The sequence below is a fragment of the Labrys sp. HAY1-8F genome, from assembly GCF_056754975.1.
The window spans coordinates 2,864,387-2,881,481 of the sequence record NZ_JBPGWZ010000002.1 but is presented as its reverse complement, the minus strand read 5'-3'; the positions used below and the strand labels follow the sequence as shown (position 1 = coordinate 2,881,481).

The 17,095-nt window shown below is 62.2% G+C and carries 17 protein-coding genes and 1 tRNA gene; 8 read left to right on the top strand and 10 right to left on the bottom strand.

The features are described 5' to 3' along the window. Nucleotides 1-18: 18 nt before the first annotated feature. From ACR9ZN_RS22380 to ACR9ZN_RS22355, 6 genes are all read right to left on the bottom strand, one after another. Nucleotides 19-747, bottom strand: a complete 729-nt coding sequence (locus ACR9ZN_RS22380; RefSeq protein WP_454811206.1) for an ABC transporter permease — start codon at nucleotides 745-747, stop codon at nucleotides 19-21. Nucleotides 748-821: 74 nt separating this feature from the next. Further along, nucleotides 822-1,982, bottom strand: a complete 1,161-nt coding sequence (locus ACR9ZN_RS22375; RefSeq protein WP_481273207.1) for a KpsE/RkpR family capsule polysaccharide export protein — start codon at nucleotides 1,980-1,982, stop codon at nucleotides 822-824. 209 nt (nucleotides 1,983-2,191) lie between these two features. Then, entirely contained in the window at nucleotides 2,192-3,505 is a 1,314-nt protein-coding gene (locus ACR9ZN_RS22370; protein ID WP_481273206.1) for a glycosyltransferase family 4 protein, read from the bottom strand. Between the two features lie 722 nt (nucleotides 3,506-4,227). Further along, the gene (locus ACR9ZN_RS22365; protein ID WP_481273205.1) at nucleotides 4,228-4,836 is read right to left on the bottom strand and encodes an NAD(P)-dependent oxidoreductase; all 609 of its coding nucleotides are present in this window, start codon (nucleotides 4,834-4,836) and stop codon (nucleotides 4,228-4,230) included. Nucleotides 4,837-4,882: 46 nt separating this feature from the next. After that, nucleotides 4,883-5,779 (bottom strand): MBL fold metallo-hydrolase, encoded by an 897-nt coding sequence (locus tag ACR9ZN_RS22360; RefSeq protein ID WP_481273204.1) that lies wholly within the window; start codon nucleotides 5,777-5,779, stop codon nucleotides 4,883-4,885. 26 nt (nucleotides 5,780-5,805) lie between these two features. Further along, nucleotides 5,806-6,471, bottom strand: coding sequence for a DsbA family protein (locus ACR9ZN_RS22355; protein WP_481273203.1), 666 nt, complete (start codon nucleotides 6,469-6,471; stop codon nucleotides 5,806-5,808). Nucleotides 6,472-6,638: 167 nt separating this feature from the next. Here ACR9ZN_RS22355 and ACR9ZN_RS22350 point away from each other — a divergent pair, with 167 nt between their 5' ends. Continuing rightward, the gene (locus ACR9ZN_RS22350) at nucleotides 6,639-7,547 is read left to right on the top strand and encodes a LysR family transcriptional regulator (RefSeq protein ID WP_454811196.1); all 909 of its coding nucleotides are present in this window, start codon (nucleotides 6,639-6,641) and stop codon (nucleotides 7,545-7,547) included. A 249-nt stretch (nucleotides 7,548-7,796) separates the two neighbouring features. Here ACR9ZN_RS22350 and ACR9ZN_RS22345 read toward each other — a convergent pair whose 3' ends face one another. The 3 genes from ACR9ZN_RS22345 to ACR9ZN_RS22335 all read right to left on the bottom strand — a co-directional run bounded on the left by ACR9ZN_RS22345 (nucleotide 7,797) and on the right by ACR9ZN_RS22335 (nucleotide 10,894). Next, nucleotides 7,797-9,203, bottom strand: coding sequence for a purine-cytosine permease family protein (locus ACR9ZN_RS22345; protein WP_454811194.1), 1,407 nt, complete (start codon nucleotides 9,201-9,203; stop codon nucleotides 7,797-7,799). Between the two features lie 272 nt (nucleotides 9,204-9,475). Next, complete coding sequence (locus ACR9ZN_RS22340; RefSeq protein ID WP_481273202.1) at nucleotides 9,476-10,111, bottom strand: class I SAM-dependent methyltransferase; 636 nt, start codon at nucleotides 10,109-10,111, stop codon at nucleotides 9,476-9,478. 78 nt (nucleotides 10,112-10,189) lie between these two features. Further along, on the bottom strand, nucleotides 10,190-10,894 hold the full coding sequence (locus ACR9ZN_RS22335) for a helix-turn-helix transcriptional regulator (protein ID WP_481273201.1): 705 nt from the start codon (nucleotides 10,892-10,894) through the stop codon (nucleotides 10,190-10,192). Between the two features lie 99 nt (nucleotides 10,895-10,993). Between ACR9ZN_RS22335 and ACR9ZN_RS22330 the strand changes: the two genes are divergently transcribed. Then, on the top strand, nucleotides 10,994-11,401 hold the full coding sequence (locus ACR9ZN_RS22330; RefSeq protein ID WP_441771186.1) for a VOC family protein: 408 nt from the start codon (nucleotides 10,994-10,996) through the stop codon (nucleotides 11,399-11,401). A 369-nt stretch (nucleotides 11,402-11,770) separates the two neighbouring features. Here ACR9ZN_RS22330 and ACR9ZN_RS22325 read toward each other — a convergent pair. Continuing rightward, nucleotides 11,771-11,860 (bottom strand) — tRNA-Ser (locus ACR9ZN_RS22325). Between the two features lie 226 nt (nucleotides 11,861-12,086). Between ACR9ZN_RS22325 and ACR9ZN_RS22320 the strand changes: the two genes are divergently transcribed. From ACR9ZN_RS22320 to ACR9ZN_RS22295, 6 genes are all read left to right on the top strand, one after another. Beyond that, the gene (locus ACR9ZN_RS22320; RefSeq protein ID WP_434958625.1) at nucleotides 12,087-12,407 is read left to right on the top strand and encodes a PetM family of cytochrome b6f complex subunit 7; all 321 of its coding nucleotides are present in this window, start codon (nucleotides 12,087-12,089) and stop codon (nucleotides 12,405-12,407) included. A gap of 7 nt (nucleotides 12,408-12,414) precedes the next feature. Then, complete coding sequence (locus ACR9ZN_RS22315) at nucleotides 12,415-13,011, top strand: hypothetical protein (protein ID WP_481273200.1); 597 nt, start codon at nucleotides 12,415-12,417, stop codon at nucleotides 13,009-13,011. A gap of 103 nt (nucleotides 13,012-13,114) precedes the next feature. Further along, the gene (msrA, locus tag ACR9ZN_RS22310) at nucleotides 13,115-13,768 is read left to right on the top strand and encodes a peptide-methionine (S)-S-oxide reductase MsrA (RefSeq protein ID WP_481273199.1); all 654 of its coding nucleotides are present in this window, start codon (nucleotides 13,115-13,117) and stop codon (nucleotides 13,766-13,768) included. Between the two features lie 245 nt (nucleotides 13,769-14,013). Further along, nucleotides 14,014-14,826, top strand: coding sequence for a molybdate ABC transporter substrate-binding protein (modA, locus tag ACR9ZN_RS22305; RefSeq protein WP_481273198.1), 813 nt, complete (start codon nucleotides 14,014-14,016; stop codon nucleotides 14,824-14,826). A gap of 154 nt (nucleotides 14,827-14,980) precedes the next feature. Further along, nucleotides 14,981-15,643 carry a TetR/AcrR family transcriptional regulator gene (locus ACR9ZN_RS22300; protein WP_441770955.1) on the top strand — a complete coding sequence of 221 codons (663 nt, stop codon included), beginning with the start codon at nucleotides 14,981-14,983 and terminating at the stop codon, nucleotides 15,641-15,643. Then, nucleotides 15,640-17,061 carry a DHA2 family efflux MFS transporter permease subunit gene (locus ACR9ZN_RS22295; RefSeq protein ID WP_454811187.1) on the top strand — a complete coding sequence of 474 codons (1,422 nt, stop codon included), beginning with the start codon at nucleotides 15,640-15,642 and terminating at the stop codon, nucleotides 17,059-17,061. The genes ACR9ZN_RS22300 and ACR9ZN_RS22295 overlap by 4 nt, the downstream gene beginning before the upstream one ends. Nucleotides 17,062-17,095 lie beyond the last annotated feature (34 nt).

Below are 17,095 nucleotides of genomic sequence, written 5' to 3'. Positions count from 1 at the left end.
CACATCCATCGGAATGAATCAGTTATGAGTCACAAATTTCTGAGCGTAGACCACCAGGGGAACGCCGATGGCTGTCAGCATGGCACAGACGACGGTCAGAAAATAAGGGTCGTAATACGTCACGATATCCTCTGGAAAAGCGCCAGCTCGAAACATTTCGACGGATGTTGCGATAGGGGAGTAGACGAGGACAGCTTGAGCTTTCTGGGGCAACCAATCGATCATCGCGAAAACGCCCGTCAGCGGTATGGTGACATAGAGGAGAGGGCCGATGAATTTCTCGACGGGCTCGTACATTTCCGTGAGGGCGGCAATGATCAAGCCAACACTGATGGAAAACCAGGCAAGGAACAGCCACCCGCCTATCATCAGGAGCGTGTCACGCGGTGGTAGGATCACGCCGAAGATCACGAGAGGGATATAGGCGCAGATAAAGGCTGCGAAGATGCCTATTGTCTCAAGGAAGAAGACCGCGATCAGGACGTCGAAAGGCTTGATGTTGGCATGAAACAGCAGCGCTGACCGTTGCCGTATCACGCGAGCCGATCGTCCCGCGATATGCCGCCAGAGGGTCAAGGGGCAATAGCCGGTCAGCACGAACAAGACCAAGCCGATGGCCTCGGTGTGGGAATGGTTGGTCGCATACCACATCAGCGCGACCATGGCCGCCAGCGACAGCGGCTCGATCATGATCCAGAAGAAGCCGAGATTCTCATGGCCGTATTTCGCGTTGCCCTCGCGGATCATCAGGGCGGCGATGATGCGTGATTGCAGCCGAAAGGAACGCCAGAGCGATGGTGCAGGAGCCGATCCGATACCGCTCATTGTGCCTTCTCCTTGGCGCCGACGCTCAGGATCCAGATGACGGCATAACTCATGAGCGCTGTCATGAGCACGGTGATGATCAAGCGCAGCCGGCGGGGTTCCGTCGGCTCGTCGGGGAGATTGGGCTGTGCGATCTTCTCGATATAGATCTGTTGCCGGCGAGCTTCCGAACGCACGCTCTCGAGCGACAAGGTCGCAGCAGCGAGGCTTTTGTCGGCGAGATCGCGAGTGAGTGTAAGGGTCTCATAGGCCGATACCTTGGCAGCCAGGGACCCGTCATTGCCGGCAAGCTTGCCGCGTTCGTTTTCTATGCGACTCTTCAGGGCTTCGACACGCGCCCGCAAAACCGAAATCTGCGGCGTCGACGGCGAGGTCTGCTGGAGTTGTTGAATCTGGGCCTGAGCCTGCACGAGGTCCCCGGTCAAGGTCGTGATGGTGTCGAGGGCGGAGGTTGACGACTTGGAGGGGTCGACCAGGGTTGCCGCGTTTCGGAACTGGGTGAGCTGCATCTGCGCGTTCAGAACGCGCTGTTCCGCACGCCGAACTTCGTCCTCTGCGCTCCGGGTTGCGTCCGCCTGGGCTCGTTCGTTGAGGCGGTTGACGAGGCGCTCAGCCAAGGTCAGCACCTGTGAGGTGATGCGTTGCGCATCCTCGGCCCGGAACGCTTCCGCGTGGACGGTGCTGATGCCGCGTGTCGTGTCCTGAATGACTTTCACGCGCCAGGCATAATGGGCGTAGAGGCCCTCGAAGCTGTCACTTTCCCAAAACCGCGGAAACCTCGAGAAGATGTCGGCCTGGGGATCGGAGAATATCGCCTTGATGTCGATATCGGATTGCAGTTGCTTCACCGCATCCCGGGACAAGATGTAGCTTTGGACGATGTTCGTATCGTCGACGGTTCTGGCAATGCCAAATGTCTTGAACAGGGCGTCGAGGCCGGTAAGCCGGCTCGATGAGAGGCCTCTGACCACGAACTCGGCTTCCGATACATAACGGGGTGTAACCCAGAGACCGTAATAGGTGACAGCGGCCAGGGTCGGCGCGATCACGACCGCCAGCCAGAGCAGGTGCTTGCGCACATAATCGCGAACGAGGCCATGCGAGGGCTTGGCTCTTTGTCGTGCGCCGGGAGGAGGAAGGGCGGCCGTATGAGACAAGGTCGTATCTTGCTTTGCTTACGAGAGGACAAGACGCCTGAATGAGCACAGGCAATGCAGAAAGCCTATATCGGCAAATCTTGAAGACCGATGGATCCGGCGGCGAAAATCACTCACCGCATTGAATGCATTCATTGTGACGGGTGTGTGTTCGTCCTGCCGCAATGGACTGCGTCGATTTTCTGAAAGGCACGCAGGGCGCCCGTCGATCATAGCAATGCTCCATACACTTCTGCGACGCGCTTGCTGTAATTCTCCATCGAAAAGTGCTGAACGCGTTCCTTTCCCTTGCTGATAAGATCCGATCGAAGATCCCGATCATTATCCAGTGCTGCAATGGCGCTCGCCATTTCCTCAAGGTCGTAGGGATTGACCAACAGAGCCGCGTTCCCCGCGACCTCGGGCAGGGACGATATATTGGATGTCATGACGGGCGCGCCGAGCATCATCGCTTCCAGAACCGGGAGGCCAAATCCCTCGTAGAGCGACGGAAACAGTACTGCCTTTGCGCCCTGGATCAGGGCCGTGAGGTGGCTGAGCGGCAGATGCCCGAACCGCCGCACTTTCCGTTCGTGAATGATCTGGTTCTGGGTGATCCGCCAGCTTGAGAAGCTTTCATTGTTGATCTGCCTCAGTTCCGTCCTGTAGTTCCAGCCAAGCCCGCCGGCTATGACCAGCGGAGCGGATACGCCGGAGGCAACATAGGCGTCTATCAGCCGCGAGACATTTTTCTTGGGCTCAAGCGCGCCAAAAAACAAAAAATACTCCCCACGTTCCAGTGAAAAAGAATTTTGAAGAAGTTTGTCAATATTTTCTTGCGATTTATTAAGTAAATTATCGGGTATTTCGATGGATTGATAGGTTACGCTTATTTTTGATTCGGGCGTTCCAATAATTGATATGATATCTTTCTTGGATGTTTCCGATATAGTAACGATATGATCGGCCTTTTGGCATATTTCTTTCATTAAATTGAAATAATATTTTTTATTGTCAAGCGTTGCGTTCGGTAATTTGAGCGGAACCAGATCATGTATCGTATAGATATTTGCGGCGCCGGGAACTCTGACTGGAACCGGATGCGTGGCGTGGAAGAGGTGCGGCGCCGATGCCAATTTCAGGGTCGCGAGCGTGCCATAGCGTGTAAAATGGCGCCGGGCGGCCAGGGTGAATTGATGGGCCGCGAACACGCGCGCAAACGGTTCCAGCATGGGATCCTGTCTCAGGATCAGGCCTGATTGAGGCACCGCGTCCGCCCGAATGCCAAATGGCTTTCCAAAAAGGGTCTCGAAGGGCGTGCGGACATATTTCTCCTTCCAGCCTCGCCTCTTCTTGCCCTCGTGAAAGGATATCTCGGTGAGGATCGGATCGCCCTGCTGAAGGCGAGTGAGCGATTGGAAAAGCGCCTCCGTCTCATAGCCGAGTGTATTCGCGATTCGTGCGAGGTTCGATGCATAGGTCTTTATGCCCGTTCCGCTCGTTAGTGCCAGATTGAAGCACTCAATTAGGATTCGCTGGGGCAAAGGGCATCCGATCTGTCACTGGTTCCAGAATTTCGAACCGCTTACGCTAGGTTTCTCTTTCCTGAAAGAGCCGTGAAGTTCACAAGAATCCTTTCTATCAGATTCATGGCAGAATGATGCCGTTCATTTATCTGAATGATATTTCATTAATTACTAATATACCTCAACGGAAGTAACAAATTACCACTTCGCTCGCGGAGAGGTATCTGACGGCGGTTGGCCCGTATGATGAGCGGTTTGGTGCTGGAGCAAAGGCGTTCGGGATAAATGTCGGGCGTTTCAGATCGCAGCGACAATTCCTTTAGATTATGTCCCTGATCGCATCTCGATCGCCCCTTCGATGCCGATGATAGAGGGCGCCAGCGGCAGGTCTATTGGCATACGGCAGGTGGGCAGGATACCGTCTTTTTGTCTCGAAGGCGCTGCTGCACGATCCGCAGGGCTGTATGCCTGCCCAGCTTCGGTCGACTCTATGGCTGCCTAGCGCGCCGAAAGTATCGGTGTCGGCAAGCCGCACCGTATGCGCACGCCGCTCATGCGGGAGGGAGCCGACGAAGTCATAGTGATCTGAGCAGCTGTCTCACACCGGCGGGCCGGCAGTCGGCGAGGCTGCTGGATGTGCCCGAGTAATCTCGGCAATGACCCCGCCGCCGCCAGGATCCTTCGGGCCCTGGCGCCACCTATGACCGACTGCTCGCCACTCTGGGGGAGCCCCTGGCCCGTCAGTAGCCGACGGTGAAGCGCCCCCGGCTGTGGGCGGGCTTTTCGATCTCGTCGGCCAGGGCGACGGCATAGTCCTCGAAGGAGATGCTGCTGCCCTTGTCGTTGGTCAGGAGTTGGTCGCCACCCAGACGGAACTTGCCGGTGCGCTCGCCCGGCACGAACAGGGCCGAAGGAGAGAGGAAGGTCCAGTCGAGATCCTTCTCGCCGCGCAGGATGGCGAGGAACTCGGCGCCCTTGGTCGCCTCTTCCTTGTAGATGGCCGGGAATTCGGGCGTCGACACCAGGGTGACGCCGGGGGCGACTTCCAGGCTGCCGGCGCCGCCCACCACGAGATAGCGCTTCACGCCCGAGGCGCGCACGGCTTCGATCAAAGCGTGGGGATCGCTGGCGGTGAAATGCACGCTCGAAACCACCGCGTCGTGGCCCGCGAGCAGAGCGGCAAGGCCGGTCTTGTCATGCACGTCGCCCTTGCGCGCCGTGACCTTCGGATTGGCCGGCACCTTTTCGGGATGGCGGACGATGGCGGTGACCTCATGGCCGCGGCTGACGAGTTCGGCGAGGATGCGCGAGCCGGCATTGCCGGTGGCGCCGATCAGGGCGATCTTCATCTGGCTTTCCTTTCGGTTGGGAAAATTTTGGCGGGAAGGGAGGCTATCAGCCCCATTTCATCTCGCCCTTGACGACCTTGGCGCTTAGATCGAGCGAATCGAGGCCGCCGAGCTTGGGGTAGAGCGCCTTCATCGCCTCGATCAAGGCCGCGCTGTCCTTGGCCTTCTCGGCCTCGCGGTTGAAGGCGGCGATATAGTCGCGGCTGAATTTGACGGCAGCGAGGCCTTCTGGAGCGCCTTCGGCGTGGTGGGCCGGCACCACGATCTGGGGCTTGCGGACAGCAATGGCATCGAGCGCCCCGATCCAGGCCTGCCGGGACGCGGCGTTGGCGTTGTCGGCCAGCCAGACATGGCCGCCGGAGCTGACCAGCACGCCGCCGAACACGGCCTTGATGTCGGGCACCCACAGATAGCGCCGGTCATGCATGTCGGGCACCTCGACGATCTCGATGCGATGGCCCTCGAGGTCGAGCGCCGTGAGGTCCGATGGCGTGGGGATCACCACCTCGGCCAGGCTGCGCGGGCCGTTGTCGCCGAGTTTGGGTCCCCAGACCTCGAGCTTGCCCTGGACGCTCGCCTTGATCGAGGCGACCGTCACCGGCTTGGCGATCACCTTGGCGGCAGGGAAGGCCTCCACCACCGGACGCAGCGAGAAATAATAATCGGGGTCCGGGCAGCTCACATAGATGGTCGTCAGCATCTTGCCGCTCGCCTTGATGGCCTGCGCCAGCTTGCGGCCATCCGAGAGGGTAAAGCCGCCGTCGAGCAGGATAGCTTCCTTGCGGCCCGTCAGCAGCACCGGCATGCGGGAAAAGCCGGTTTCGTCGGCCTGGAAGGCACGCCAGGCGAGCTTGCCGCCGGCGGCGTCGGCCGGGGAGAGCGGCAAGAGGGTGCTGGCGCCGAAGGCGGCGGTGAGCTTGATTGTGTCGCGTCTGCTGATCACGGGTCTGGTCTTTCCGATCGATGCCGTCAGGCGTTGAGGTGGGAAACGAGATTGTCGAAACTACCGAACAGCGCGTTCGAGGCGATGAGCCGCTGCTGCCCGTCCTGCTGCAGGGCGAGGGCCGGCACGCCCTGGGCGCCGAGGCGGGCCATCAGGCTGCACCCCTCGGTGATGCGGGTACGATTGGCCGCGAGCAGGGCCTCGTCCGGTGCGGCGAGGCGGCCGGCGGCGGCCGTGAAGCCCGCGCTGCGCAGGATCGCGGTGAGGCAAGCGAGGGAGGTCGTGTCGCGGCCCTCGACATAGCGTCCGGCCTGGATCGCCGCGAGGGCGTCGAGTTCACGTGCGGGCTCGGTCAGGGCCGCGGTAGTCAGTGCCAGCGTGGCCGGCCCCGAATCGAACAGGCCGCCTTCGGCTTCCAGCACCTGCTTGCGATAGGCTTTGGTGAAACGTTGGCCGGTGAGGCGCTCGATGCGCTGGTCGTTGGACCAGGCATAGGCGGCAAAGCCCGTATCCATCGGCCGGGCGCCCGGCCCCGTGAACAGGCCGGTCGGCAGCGGCCTGATGGCGACGCCGGTCTCACGCAGGCGCTGCAGCATCGGCGAAGCGCCATAGCACCAGCCACAGAGCGGATCGAACAGATAGGTCACGACCTGCCCGCTGGCGGCCTGGCGTGGGGAAAGCGAGGTGGACATCGAAATCTCCTTGCCCTCCAACATGGCTCGTCGGCTGGCCAAGAAAAATCCCGAACAATTTGACAGAGTGTCTGATCAAATCAGACAATAAGCGCAATCGAGGCTGTTCTCCCCTATAGCCGCCTTCAGCAAGGTTGGGGTGGCAGGCACCCTGGCGCAGCAAGCTCATGTCCGAACTTCTCAATCTCAACCGGCTCGCCTTCTTCACCGCGGTGATCGAGACCGGCTCCTTCACGGCGGCGGGGGAGCGGCTCGGCGTCGCCAAGGCGGTGGTCAGCCATCAGGTCGGCAGGTTGGAGGAGGAACTCGGCGTCACCCTGATCCTGCGCACCACCCGCCGCCTGCAGGCGACGGAGGCGGGGCGGGCCTTCTATGATCGTGCCGCCTTGATCCTGCGCGAGGCCGAATCCGCCTTCGGGGAGATCTCCAAGGACGCGGCGGAGCCGACCGGCGTCCTCACTCTGGCGGCACAGATCGACTATGGCGGGGCAGTTGTCGCCCCCGCCGTCGCCGCCTTTCGCCAGCGCTATCCCCATATGCGGGTGGAAGTCGCCTTCGACGATACCGTGGTGGATCTGGTGGATGGGCAGGTCGATGTCGCCGTGCGCGTCGGCTGGCTCACTGATTCCTCAAACCAGGCCCAGCGGCTCGGCACGTTCCAGCAGCATCTGGTCTGCTCGGCCGCGCTTGCCGCAGGCCTTCCTGGCGATCTCGACCCCAAGGGGCTGGCAGCGCTGCCCTTCGTGGCGAACCATGCCTTGCGCACGCCGGGACGCTGGCTGTTCTCGCGGGGGGAATGGGAACGGGAGACGGTGGAGGTCAGCGCCGTCGTCGACGCGGACAAGACGCCCACCGCCTATGCCATGGTGCTGGCGGGGGCCGGCCTGTCGGTTTTTCCGGATTTCCTGGTCGCCGGCGACATCGCCGCGGGCCGGCTCGTCCGATTGCTGGCGGACTGGACGCTGCCCGCGGGCGGCATCCATGTGGTCTACCCGGCCGCGCGTTTCCGCCCGGCCAAGGTGCGATTGTTCGTGGAGATCCTCAAGGGCCTCGAGCGGGCACGGAGCAAGCCTTAGGAAAGCGAAACGACCACAAATGGTGTCGGTTCGTGCTGCCCCTCACCCTTACCCTCTCCCCGCAAGAGCGGGGCGAGGGAGGCACAGGCGTCGCGATTTATCCTCAGATCTCTCATCTCGACCGACGGTTGGGCGAGATGAAGCCGTTCCAGCACAAGCGCACCACCAAAGTCCCCCTCGCCCTACTCTTGCGGGGAGAGGGTAAGGGTGAGGGGCAGCGTGGAGCTATTGACGTGAGGACTGCGCCCCTCACGCCCGCGCGGTCTTTTCCTCGGGCAGGATCATCTCGTTGGGGACGTTGGCGCTGCCCCGGGCCAGAGCATAGTAGACCACCGAGGTCGCCACCAGGCTGACGATCCAGGAGATGTCGGCGTCGTCGAGCATCTTGGCGACCGGCCCCTCATAGAGCGCCTGGTTCAGGAAGGGGATCTGGACCAGCACGCCGAAGAGGTAGCAGCCCAGCGCCGTCCAGTTGTAGGCGCCGTAACGGCCCGAAACGTCGTAGAGGGCGGGAACGTCCACCTTCTCCTTGGAGATCAGGTAGTAGTCGACGAGGTTGACCGCGCTCCAGGGCACGAAGACCGCCAGCAGCAGCAGCATGAAGTTCTTGAAGGCCGAGAGGAAGTGGGCGCTGGCGAACAGGGCGATCACCACGGAGCCGGCCACGAAGAGCAGGATATAGGCCACGCGTGCTATTTGTGACACGCTGCGCTGGCCGGCATAGGCGCTTACCGTGGTGAGCAGGGTCATCGAGCCGCCATAGGCGTTGAGGCAGTTCACCGTCAGCTTGTTGGTGACGATGACGATATAGACCAGCACGGCCACGCTTGGCCCGGCGAGCTCGCCGAGGAAGCCGACCTGGTTGGCCAGGAATTTGCCGCCCAGGGCCGCCACCACGGCGCCGAAGGTCATGGAGATCTGCGCGCCCACGGCCGAGCCGAGCAGGGTGGACCAGAAGGTCACCGAGGCCGGGGTGGAGGAGGGCAGATAGCGCGAATAATCGGCGACATAGGGGGCGAAGGTCAGCTGCCAGCCGGCAGCGAGCGCGATGGCGAGCAGGAAGGTCGCCATGGTGAAGGGCTTTTGGCCGAAAGCGTCGGCAACGTTGTATTGCCCGAACAGCCGGAAAGCGAGATAGGCAAAGCCCAGGATGCCGACCACGGTGGCGATGCGTCCGATGATGTGAATGAGTTTGTAACCCACCACCGCGACGATCACGGTGATCAAGCCGAAGGCGATCATGCCGAAAGCGGGTGTTTCCACGCCAAACATCAGGTTGATCGCCTGGCCCGAGAGCACGGTGCCGGTGGCTGCAAAGCCCAGATACATCACCACGGTGAGGAGGAGGGGCAAAGTGGCGCCCTTCACGCCGAACTGGGCGCGCGAGGAGATCATCTGCGGCAGGCCGAGACGTGGCCCCTGCGCCGAATGCAGGGCCATCACGGCGCCGCCGAGGAGGTTGCCGATGGCCAAGCCGATGATGGCCGTAAGCGCCTCGGCACCGAACACGATCGAAAGCGCGCCGTCGACCACGGCGGTGATCTGCAAATTCGCGCCGAACCACAAGGTGAACTGGTTGAAGGAGGAGCCATGCCGCTCGCCCTCCGGAATCCGGTCGATCGTCCGTTTCTCGATCGCGCCCGTCTCTGCTGCCATGCCGCTCCTCCCAAGAGCTGATGTGCAAATGTTTTATGATGTAATATGTATATACAAGTTAACTCAATGCGCGTGGGAAAAGGGAGAGTCAAGGGGATTGTGCGGCAGAGCCCATGCCTGTCGAGCCGCTGATCTGCCTATGACGGCTCTTGCGCCTAAGCAGGTTTCTCTTGATCGAGCCAGGGGCACGATCAAGAGAAACCTGCAGGATATCAAATACTTGCAGAATTTCCGAGCGAGACCCATCCGCGGGCCTCACCGGGAAATTCTACCTAGGTCTTGCGCGCCACGATGTAGGGGCGATTATCGTCGCCCTTTGTCGCGTGGTTCTCGACGGCGAGTATCTCGAAGCCGGCGGCAGATATCTGCCGGCTGAGCGCCGAGACCCGAAATATGCCGGCATGAGGCGCCAGGCCGAGTGCGCGCATGACGGGCAAGGCAAGCCGGATGAGGGGATTCATCTCCCCCACGCAGGGGGTTTTGGAGATGAGCAGGCCCTCCGCCGCCAGCAAGGCATGGACGCGGCGCAGCGTGCCGGGCAGGTCGCGAACCAGATGCAGATAGTTGAAGCCTAGAACCGCATTGAACTTGGCGGCGTCGGGAAGGAGCGCTTCCGCGGTGGCGATGCGAAAGGCCAGGCTCGGGGCGGGAGCTGCAGCGTGTTTCTCCTCGGCGATCGCGATCATGCCGGCCGAGATATCGGTCGCGAGATAGGACTGGACCCCGCTTGCGAGTACGAGTGCCGTCGTTCCCGTGCCGCATCCCAGTTCCAGCATCCGGTCGCCGGGTCCCAGCAAGGCCCGGGTTCGCTGCAGCGTACGCTCATAGCCGGCCTGGTCTGCAATCGCTCCCCTGGCATATTTGCGCGAACTCCGATCCCAGAAACGCGCGTCGCTCGCCAAGCTCATGGTGCGATGTCCTTACCAAGGCAACTGTCTTGCCGAGCAGCCTTCCTACGAAATATGGCCAATCTCGTCGACAGCCGATCACGTCGGTCTATGTGTTGCGAGCCATGTCTCACGATGATGCTGCCAGCGGCGGCGCAATTCTCCCTTCGGCAGGCCATTGGTTTCCTGCAATACCTCGGCTTCGATCATCCGGTCGGTGCGAAAATGACGGAACGCCTGCCTTGTCTCACACCAACCAATGAGGAGGCGGCTTGCTTCGGCATAACCGAGGATGACCGGCCAGACGGTGCGTTCGGCTTCCTCGCCCGTCTCGGCGCGATAGCGCAGGCGCAGTTTGCGGCTTTCGCGGATCGCGCGCCGCAGTTCGGTGGTGTCCACGGCATCTTCGGCGACGATGGTGCTCGGCTTGGGGCCAATGCTCGGTTCGGCGATAAACGGCCTCAGGCGCACCGGTACAACGGCTGCAATCTTGGCGATGACATCGCGGGCGGCTCCCGACAGCACCTTGTCGCCACGCCCTTCGACCCATTGCGCGCCAAGCACCACCGCCTCGATTTCGTCCGGCGTCAACATCAAGGGCGGCATGTCGTAATCGGCATCGAGCAGAAAGCCAAAGCCGGGTGCTCCGACGATCGGAACCCGTTGGCCGACCAGGTCGGCGATGTCCCGGTAGATGGTTCGCTTGGAAACTTCGATTTCGTCCGCCAGTGCGGCTGCCGTCACCGGGCGGCTCGACCGGCGTAAAATCTGGATGATCTGGAACAACCGGTCGGCGCGGCGCATGAAATAATGACTCCTGTTGCCATCATGGTGGCAACAGCGCTGTGCGACAAGTCCTTCCGCCGTGTCCACGCCCTGGACACCCTGCGAAAGGTTCAAATCATGAAACTTGCTTCGACCCGCCTGATAGCCGCCGACGTCAAAGCAATGGTTGGCTTCTACGAACTGGTGACGGGCTGCCCTGCTACCTGGCTCGCTCCGGTCTTTGCCGAAATTGTAACGCCGGGTGCCACACTTGCCATTGGAAGCGCGGAGACCGTCGCCCTGTTCCGGGAAGGTAGTGCCGAACCGCGCGCCAACCGGACGGCCATCCTCGAGTTCATGGTCGATGACGTCGATGCGGAATTCGAGCGCCTGAGGCAGGAGGTCGAAGTTGTGCACGAGCCGAAGCTGATGCCTTGGGGCAACCGCTCGGTGCAGTTCCGTGATCCCGAAGGAACGGCCGTTTCGCTGTTCATGCCATTCACCGAGGCCGCGAAAAAACGCTTTGGGGTGCTGGGCGGGGAATAGAGGCATGAAGCAGATCTGGGGCGCCCTCCGGAAAAGCGGTGTCCGGTGAGGTGGTGCAGCCGGCAGAGTGTTCGGTACTACGCCGCGAGCGAGGCTTGCCGATGGGTTTGATCGCATCGGCCAAGGCCCACTTGATGAGCCGCTTCCGTGGAACTGGCCAAACTTAACGCGGCGGATCCCGTCTGCCGATCTGTGCCTGATCCTGAAAATGCCCTGCCGAGCGCTTTCAAGTGTAATGTCCCAACGACGTGGTCCACCGCGATATCCTGCTGCAGAGGCCTGAACGGATAATCCGGAGAGCTATTACTTAAACATAGGGGTTTTGAAGGGAAAGCGGCGGAAAATCGCTCGCTGGCACTTTCTGCAAGGTGGCGGAAGGGGCGGGATTCGAACCCGCGATACGGTTTCCCGTATACACACTTTCCAGGCGTGCGCCTTCAACCACTCGGCCACCCTTCCGTCGAGCGGTGCTTATGGCGATGTCGGCGCAATTTGTAAACGGGAGATTGCAGTTTTTTGAAGGGGAATATGCTTTCAATTCGGTGGCTCGGAACGGAGCGCCTGCCCGTCTCTTCGGGGCCGTTCACCTTCGAGCTCGAATTTCCTACGCGCAAAGGGGCCCCCTGCGCTAAACTGGCATGAGCCCTGCCATCGTCGGCGGGAGCGCGCGGTGGTGGAGTGCGTGATGCGTTTTCTGGCTCGTTCGCTCGGCTTGTTCCTGGCTGCCGGCGCCTTCGTGGCCGCGGTGGTCGACGGTACGCGCTCGATCGCCGACAATCATCTCGTCTTCCTGCCGGTGCGCGCGGTCTGGCTCTGGCTCGGCCCTGCGAGTTTCGACCGGATGCGCGCCTGGGTGGAGGCCTCGCTTTCGGTCTTCTTGTGGAACAACCTGGTCTCGCCTTTGCTCGGCCTGCCCTTTGCTCTGGTGCTGGTGCTGGTTTCGGGCCTGCTCTTCTGGCTGGGGCGTCCGCCGGCAAGCCGGATCGGCTATGTCTCGCATCTGTGAGCGAAGCATGAGCGGGGCCGCATCTCGCCGACTGATCTTCGAGTATGTCATGGCGCCTTTCATGGCGGCCTGCATCACCGCCTTGTTTTATGGGAGCGCAGGGCCGGCGCGGGGCCAGGAGTTCAAACCGGTGAGCAAGCCGATCCTCGGCCGGTGGGCCGAACAAGCCACTTCCGAGCGATCGAAGAGCCAATGGCGCATCGGCCAACTGGATATCGTTGCTTGCGAGGGAGGCTATTGCGGTATTCAGGTCGGTGAGGGCGATCGATGCGGAAACCTCATCTTGCGCATGGGCAAGGAGGTCGCCTGGACGGATTATCAGACTGTACTTGGGGACAACCCGCATGGCGGCAGCGGGCCGGTCGCGAGTTTCGGGTCACGTCGTCCGCCGGGGAGATATGAGGATTTCTACTATTTCTTCGGCAAGCTGGCTTCGGGTGGCGAAAAAACCGCTGAGGCCACCTTTTCGCAGAGAAAGAATGACGAAATAAAGCTCGTGACCAGGAAGGACAAGAGTTGCACCCCTCCCTGCAAGGAGATTCCAGTCCTTCTCTATGAAGGCGTTTTTTCACGGCAAGGTGAAGCGCGCTGTACTTCAGGCTGAGCCAAGGACGGGCTCTGACATATCCGTGATCGGCGCCGCCCCTGACAACGGCATCCGGCGCCCCCATATTGGCCAAGTCACCCAAAATCAGGAAGGAAGAACCATGTTCGGCTTTCGCAAGAAGACGGCGTTGCCCTCCGCCGACGAAGCCCTGCCGGGGCGTGGCGAGGCCATCGAGACGGCGGGCACGCATTTCGTCAACGGCGCGGCCCTGAAGGGGCCTAACCCCGAAGGCAGTGAGACGGCCTATTTCGGCCTCGGCTGCTTCTGGGGCGCCGAGCGTAAATTCTGGCAGACCCCTGGCGTGCTTGTTACCGCGGTGGGCTATGCCGGTGGCTCTACCCCCAACGCCACCTATGAGGAGGTCTGCTCCGGCCTCACGGGCCACAATGAGGTGGTGAAGGTGGTGTTCGACCCCAAGACCATCTCCTATGATCAGCTCCTGAAGGTGTTCTTCGAAGCACATGATCCCACCCAGGGCATGCGCCAGGGCAACGACATCGGCACGCAATATCGCTCGGGCATCTATGTCACCAGCGAGAAGCAGCGCCAGGCAGCAGAGGCAGCCAAGGCGCGCTACAACGAGGCACTCGCCGCCAAGGGCTTTGGCGCTGTCACCTCCGAGATCCTGGAGGCACCGCCTTTCTACTATGCGGAAGCCTATCACCAGCAATATCTCGCCAAGAACCCGGCCGGCTATTGCGGCCTGGGCGGCACCGGCGTCTCCTGCCCGATCGGCGTGGGCGTCGCCGCGTAGAAGCGGTGCCGTAGTGGACAGCCATGCGTGTACACCTCGATCGTCGGGTATGTGCTTGGGTAAAATGAAGCGCGACACGCCTCCCCCACCGGGTTGGGGAGGGCGTGTCCCGTTCCATTCGTGCTGGCTAGGCCAGGCCTGCCCGTCATGGCGCGACATTCGCGCCTGTCGGCCCGCCTTGCGCTCCCTTCCGCGCCGCTATATCCCTGGGTATACAACCACTATGGCTGTCAGGGGATTTCACCATGCTGCGCTTTGCCCGCCGGGCTTTTCTCGCTCTCTCCGTCAGCCTCGTCTTTGCGCCCGCCATGGCGCAGGCCGAGGATGCTTCCGCCGCCAAGGCCGCGCAGGCCCAGGCCGGTGACCTCACCGTCTTTGCGGCGGCCAGCCTCAAGGGCTCGCTCGACGAAGCGGCCAAGGCCTGGACGGCAAGCTCGGGCAAGAAGGTGGTGATCTCCTATGCCGCCTCTTCGGCGCTGATGAAGCAGATCGAGCAGGGCGCGCCCGCCGATGTCTTCGCCTCGGCCGATCTCGACTGGATGAAATACGGCGTCGACAAGAAGCTGATCAAGCAGGACAGCGTGGTGAAGCTGCTCGGCAACGCCCTGGTGCTGATCGCGCCGGCCGATGCTGCCACGACGGTGGATCTCAAGCCCGGCGTCGATCTTGCCGGCGCCATCGGTGACGGCAAGATCGCCGTGGGCGAGGTGAAGACGGTGCCGGCCGGCAAATATGCGCGGGCCGCCTTCGAAAAGCTCGGCATTCTCAAGGCGGTCGAGCCGAAATTCGCGCAGACCGACAATGTCCGTGCCGCCCTCGCGCTGGTCGCACGCGGAGAGGCCAAGTTCGGCGTGGTCTATGCCACCGATGCGGCTGCCGATCCGAAGGTGAAGGTCGTCGCCACCTTCCCCGCCGATTCGCATGAGCCGATCGTCTATCCTTTCGGTGTGACGGCAGCTTCGCAGAGCACGGACGCCGCTGGCTTCCTGAGCTATCTCAAGACCTCCGAAGGCCAGAAGCCCTTCGCCAAGGCCGGCTTCACCTTGTTGAAGGACTAGGGCTGAGAGGACCTTGCTTCATCGGGCCGCAACAATCCTCACTCGATTGTGTCCGATCGCCTGCTTCACCCTCTCCCAATTCTGCCGGAATTCGGGCAGGAAATGAGACTCGCTGGTTTTATCCGTAACCGGCGGGTTTTGATTCGGGGCCATCATGGAGCAGCGTACGGACGACAAGTCATCCGGCGAGGAGCACTGGCGCGACGTTCGGCGCAACAATTTGCTGGACGCGGCCGGTCGCATCTTCGCGCGCCAGGGCTACGACTCGGCCTCGGTCGATGACATCGCTTTCGAGGCCGGTATCGGCAAGGCCACCGTCTATCGCTATTTCTCCAGCAAGGAAGCCCTGTTCGAGGCGGTGTTTGCCCAAACGCTCGACGATCTCGAGGTCCGGCTCGACAGCGCCCTGCTGCGCGAGGGCAATTTCCGCGAGCGCCTGACCTATCTCGTCGCCGAGATCGTGCCCACGGTGCGCACCCATCTCAGCACCATCCGCGACCTCAACGAGGGCGAAAATTCCAAGCGGCGCATCTTCCGTCGCCGCCGCGGCGCCATCGCCCAGCGTCTGATCACGGTGATCGAGGAAGCCCAGCGCCGCGGCGAGGCCCGGATCTACGATGCCGACATGGCGGCACGGCTGCTGATCGGCATGGCCTGGATCGGGGTGGGCGCCGACTATCTTTCCGACATCGAGGTGACGCGCGACGTGGTCGACATGGCGCTCAACGGCATTGCCCAGGGGCGTCCGGTGCCGGAGGGGCTGGTCACCCGGCTCGAACCGGGCAGGCGCGGCCGCAAGGGGAGAGCACCCTCGTGAGCGAGGGGCTGAAATCGCAGGGCCGATTGCTGCCGCTGATCATCGCCACCGGCCTGTTCATGGAAAATCTGGACTCGACGGTGCTGTCGACGGCGCTGCCCACCATTGCACGCGATTTCGGCACGAGCCCGATCTATCTCAAGCTCACCCTCACCTCCTATCTGCTCTCGCTCGCCATCTTCATTCCGACCTCCGGCTGGATGGCCGACCGCTTCGGCGCCCGCACCGTGTTCCGCGCCGCCATCGTGGTGTTCGGCCTCGGCTCGATCGCCTGTGGCCTGTCCTCCAACCTGACCGAGCTGGTGGCGGCCCGCATCGTACAGGGCATGGGCGGAGCGATGATGACGCCGGTTGGCCGGCTGATCATTCTCAAGACCACGCCCAAGCACGACCTCGTCAACGCCATGATGTGGCTGACCCTGCCAGCCCTGCTCGGCCCGCTCAGCGGGCCGCCGCTCGGCGGCTTCATCACCACCTATTTCCACTGGCGACTGATCTTCTGGATCAACATTCCGATCGCCGTGCTCGGCATCGTCCTGGCCAGTCTCTATGTGCCCAATGTGCGCGAGGACGAGCGACGGCCCTTCGACCTCATCGGCTTCCTCATCCTGGCGCCGGGCCTGGTGGCGCTGATGGGCGGGGCAACGCTGTCGGGCCTCGATCTGGTGCCGGTGAGCGTCAATATCGGCCTCGCCATAGCGGGTCTGGCCCTGATCGGCCTCTATGTCCACCACGCCGGGCGGGTCGCCAACCCGCTGATCGAATTGAGGCTGCTGCGCTTTCCCACTTTCCGGGCGGCGATTGGCGGCGGCTTCCTGTTCCGTATCGGAGTCGGCGCCACGCCCTTCCTGCTTGCGCTCTATTTCCAGCTCGGCTTCGATTTCAGCCCGTTCCAGTCAGGTCTGCTGACGCTTGCTACCGGCGCCGGCGCCATGGCCATGAAGGCCCTGGCCGGCCCGATCCTGCGTCGGCTCGGCTTCCGGCGGGTGCTGACCTGGAACGCCGTGCTGTCCTCCGTGCTGGTGGCGGCCCCGGCCCTGTTCCATGCCGGCATGCCGGTGCTGCTGATCTCGCTCACCTTGCTCGCCGCCGGTTTCACCCGCTCGCTGCAATTCACCTCGATCAACATTGCCGGTGTCTCGGACATTCCGCCCGAGCTGATGGGCCGGGTCACCTCGATGACCTCGGTGCTGCAGGAGCTGGCAGGTTCGGTCGGCGTCTCCGTCGCCGCGCTGGCGCTGGAGACGTCGATGCATCTGCATGGCGCCAGCCATCTCACCGCGCCGGTCTTCCCGCCGGTGTTCCTGATGATCGGGGTGATCGCCATGACCTCGGGCCTGATCTTCCTCACCTTGCCGCGCAATGTCGGCAATGAGCTGCTCGCGCCGGCGCCCCGAACGCCTGCCGCGGCAGAGTGAATCGACGGCCGTGATCCCATCACACGCTATCACG

Bases quoted from the DNA above. Each gene is read 5' to 3' on its own strand.
- ACR9ZN_RS22350 (WP_454811196.1), top strand. From the start codon at position 6,639: ATGTCCGAACTTCTCAATCTCAACCGGCTCGCCTTCTTCACCGCGGTG.
- modA (WP_481273198.1), top strand. From the start codon at position 14,014: ATGCTGCGCTTTGCCCGCCGGGCTTTTCTCGCTCTCTCCGTCAGCCTC.
- ACR9ZN_RS22315 (WP_481273200.1), top strand. From the start codon at position 12,415: ATGAGCGGGGCCGCATCTCGCCGACTGATCTTCGAGTATGTCATGGCG.
- ACR9ZN_RS22345 (WP_454811194.1), bottom strand. From the start codon at position 9,203: ATGGCAGCAGAGACGGGCGCGATCGAGAAACGGACGATCGACCGGATT.
- ACR9ZN_RS22330 (WP_441771186.1), top strand. From the start codon at position 10,994: ATGAAACTTGCTTCGACCCGCCTGATAGCCGCCGACGTCAAAGCAATG.
- ACR9ZN_RS22335 (WP_481273201.1), bottom strand. From the start codon at position 10,894: ATGCGCCGCGCCGACCGGTTGTTCCAGATCATCCAGATTTTACGCCGG.
- ACR9ZN_RS22365 (WP_481273205.1), bottom strand. From the start codon at position 4,836: ATGAAGATCGCCCTGATCGGCGCCACCGGCAATGCCGGCTCGCGCATC.
- ACR9ZN_RS22380 (WP_454811206.1), bottom strand. From the start codon at position 747: ATGATCCGCGAGGGCAACGCGAAATACGGCCATGAGAATCTCGGCTTC.
- ACR9ZN_RS22340 (WP_481273202.1), bottom strand. From the start codon at position 10,111: ATGAGCTTGGCGAGCGACGCGCGTTTCTGGGATCGGAGTTCGCGCAAA.
- ACR9ZN_RS22300 (WP_441770955.1), top strand. From the start codon at position 14,981: ATGGAGCAGCGTACGGACGACAAGTCATCCGGCGAGGAGCACTGGCGC.
- ACR9ZN_RS22320 (WP_434958625.1), top strand. From the start codon at position 12,087: ATGCGTTTTCTGGCTCGTTCGCTCGGCTTGTTCCTGGCTGCCGGCGCC.
- msrA (WP_481273199.1), top strand. From the start codon at position 13,115: ATGTTCGGCTTTCGCAAGAAGACGGCGTTGCCCTCCGCCGACGAAGCC.
- ACR9ZN_RS22355 (WP_481273203.1), bottom strand. From the start codon at position 6,471: ATGTCCACCTCGCTTTCCCCACGCCAGGCCGCCAGCGGGCAGGTCGTG.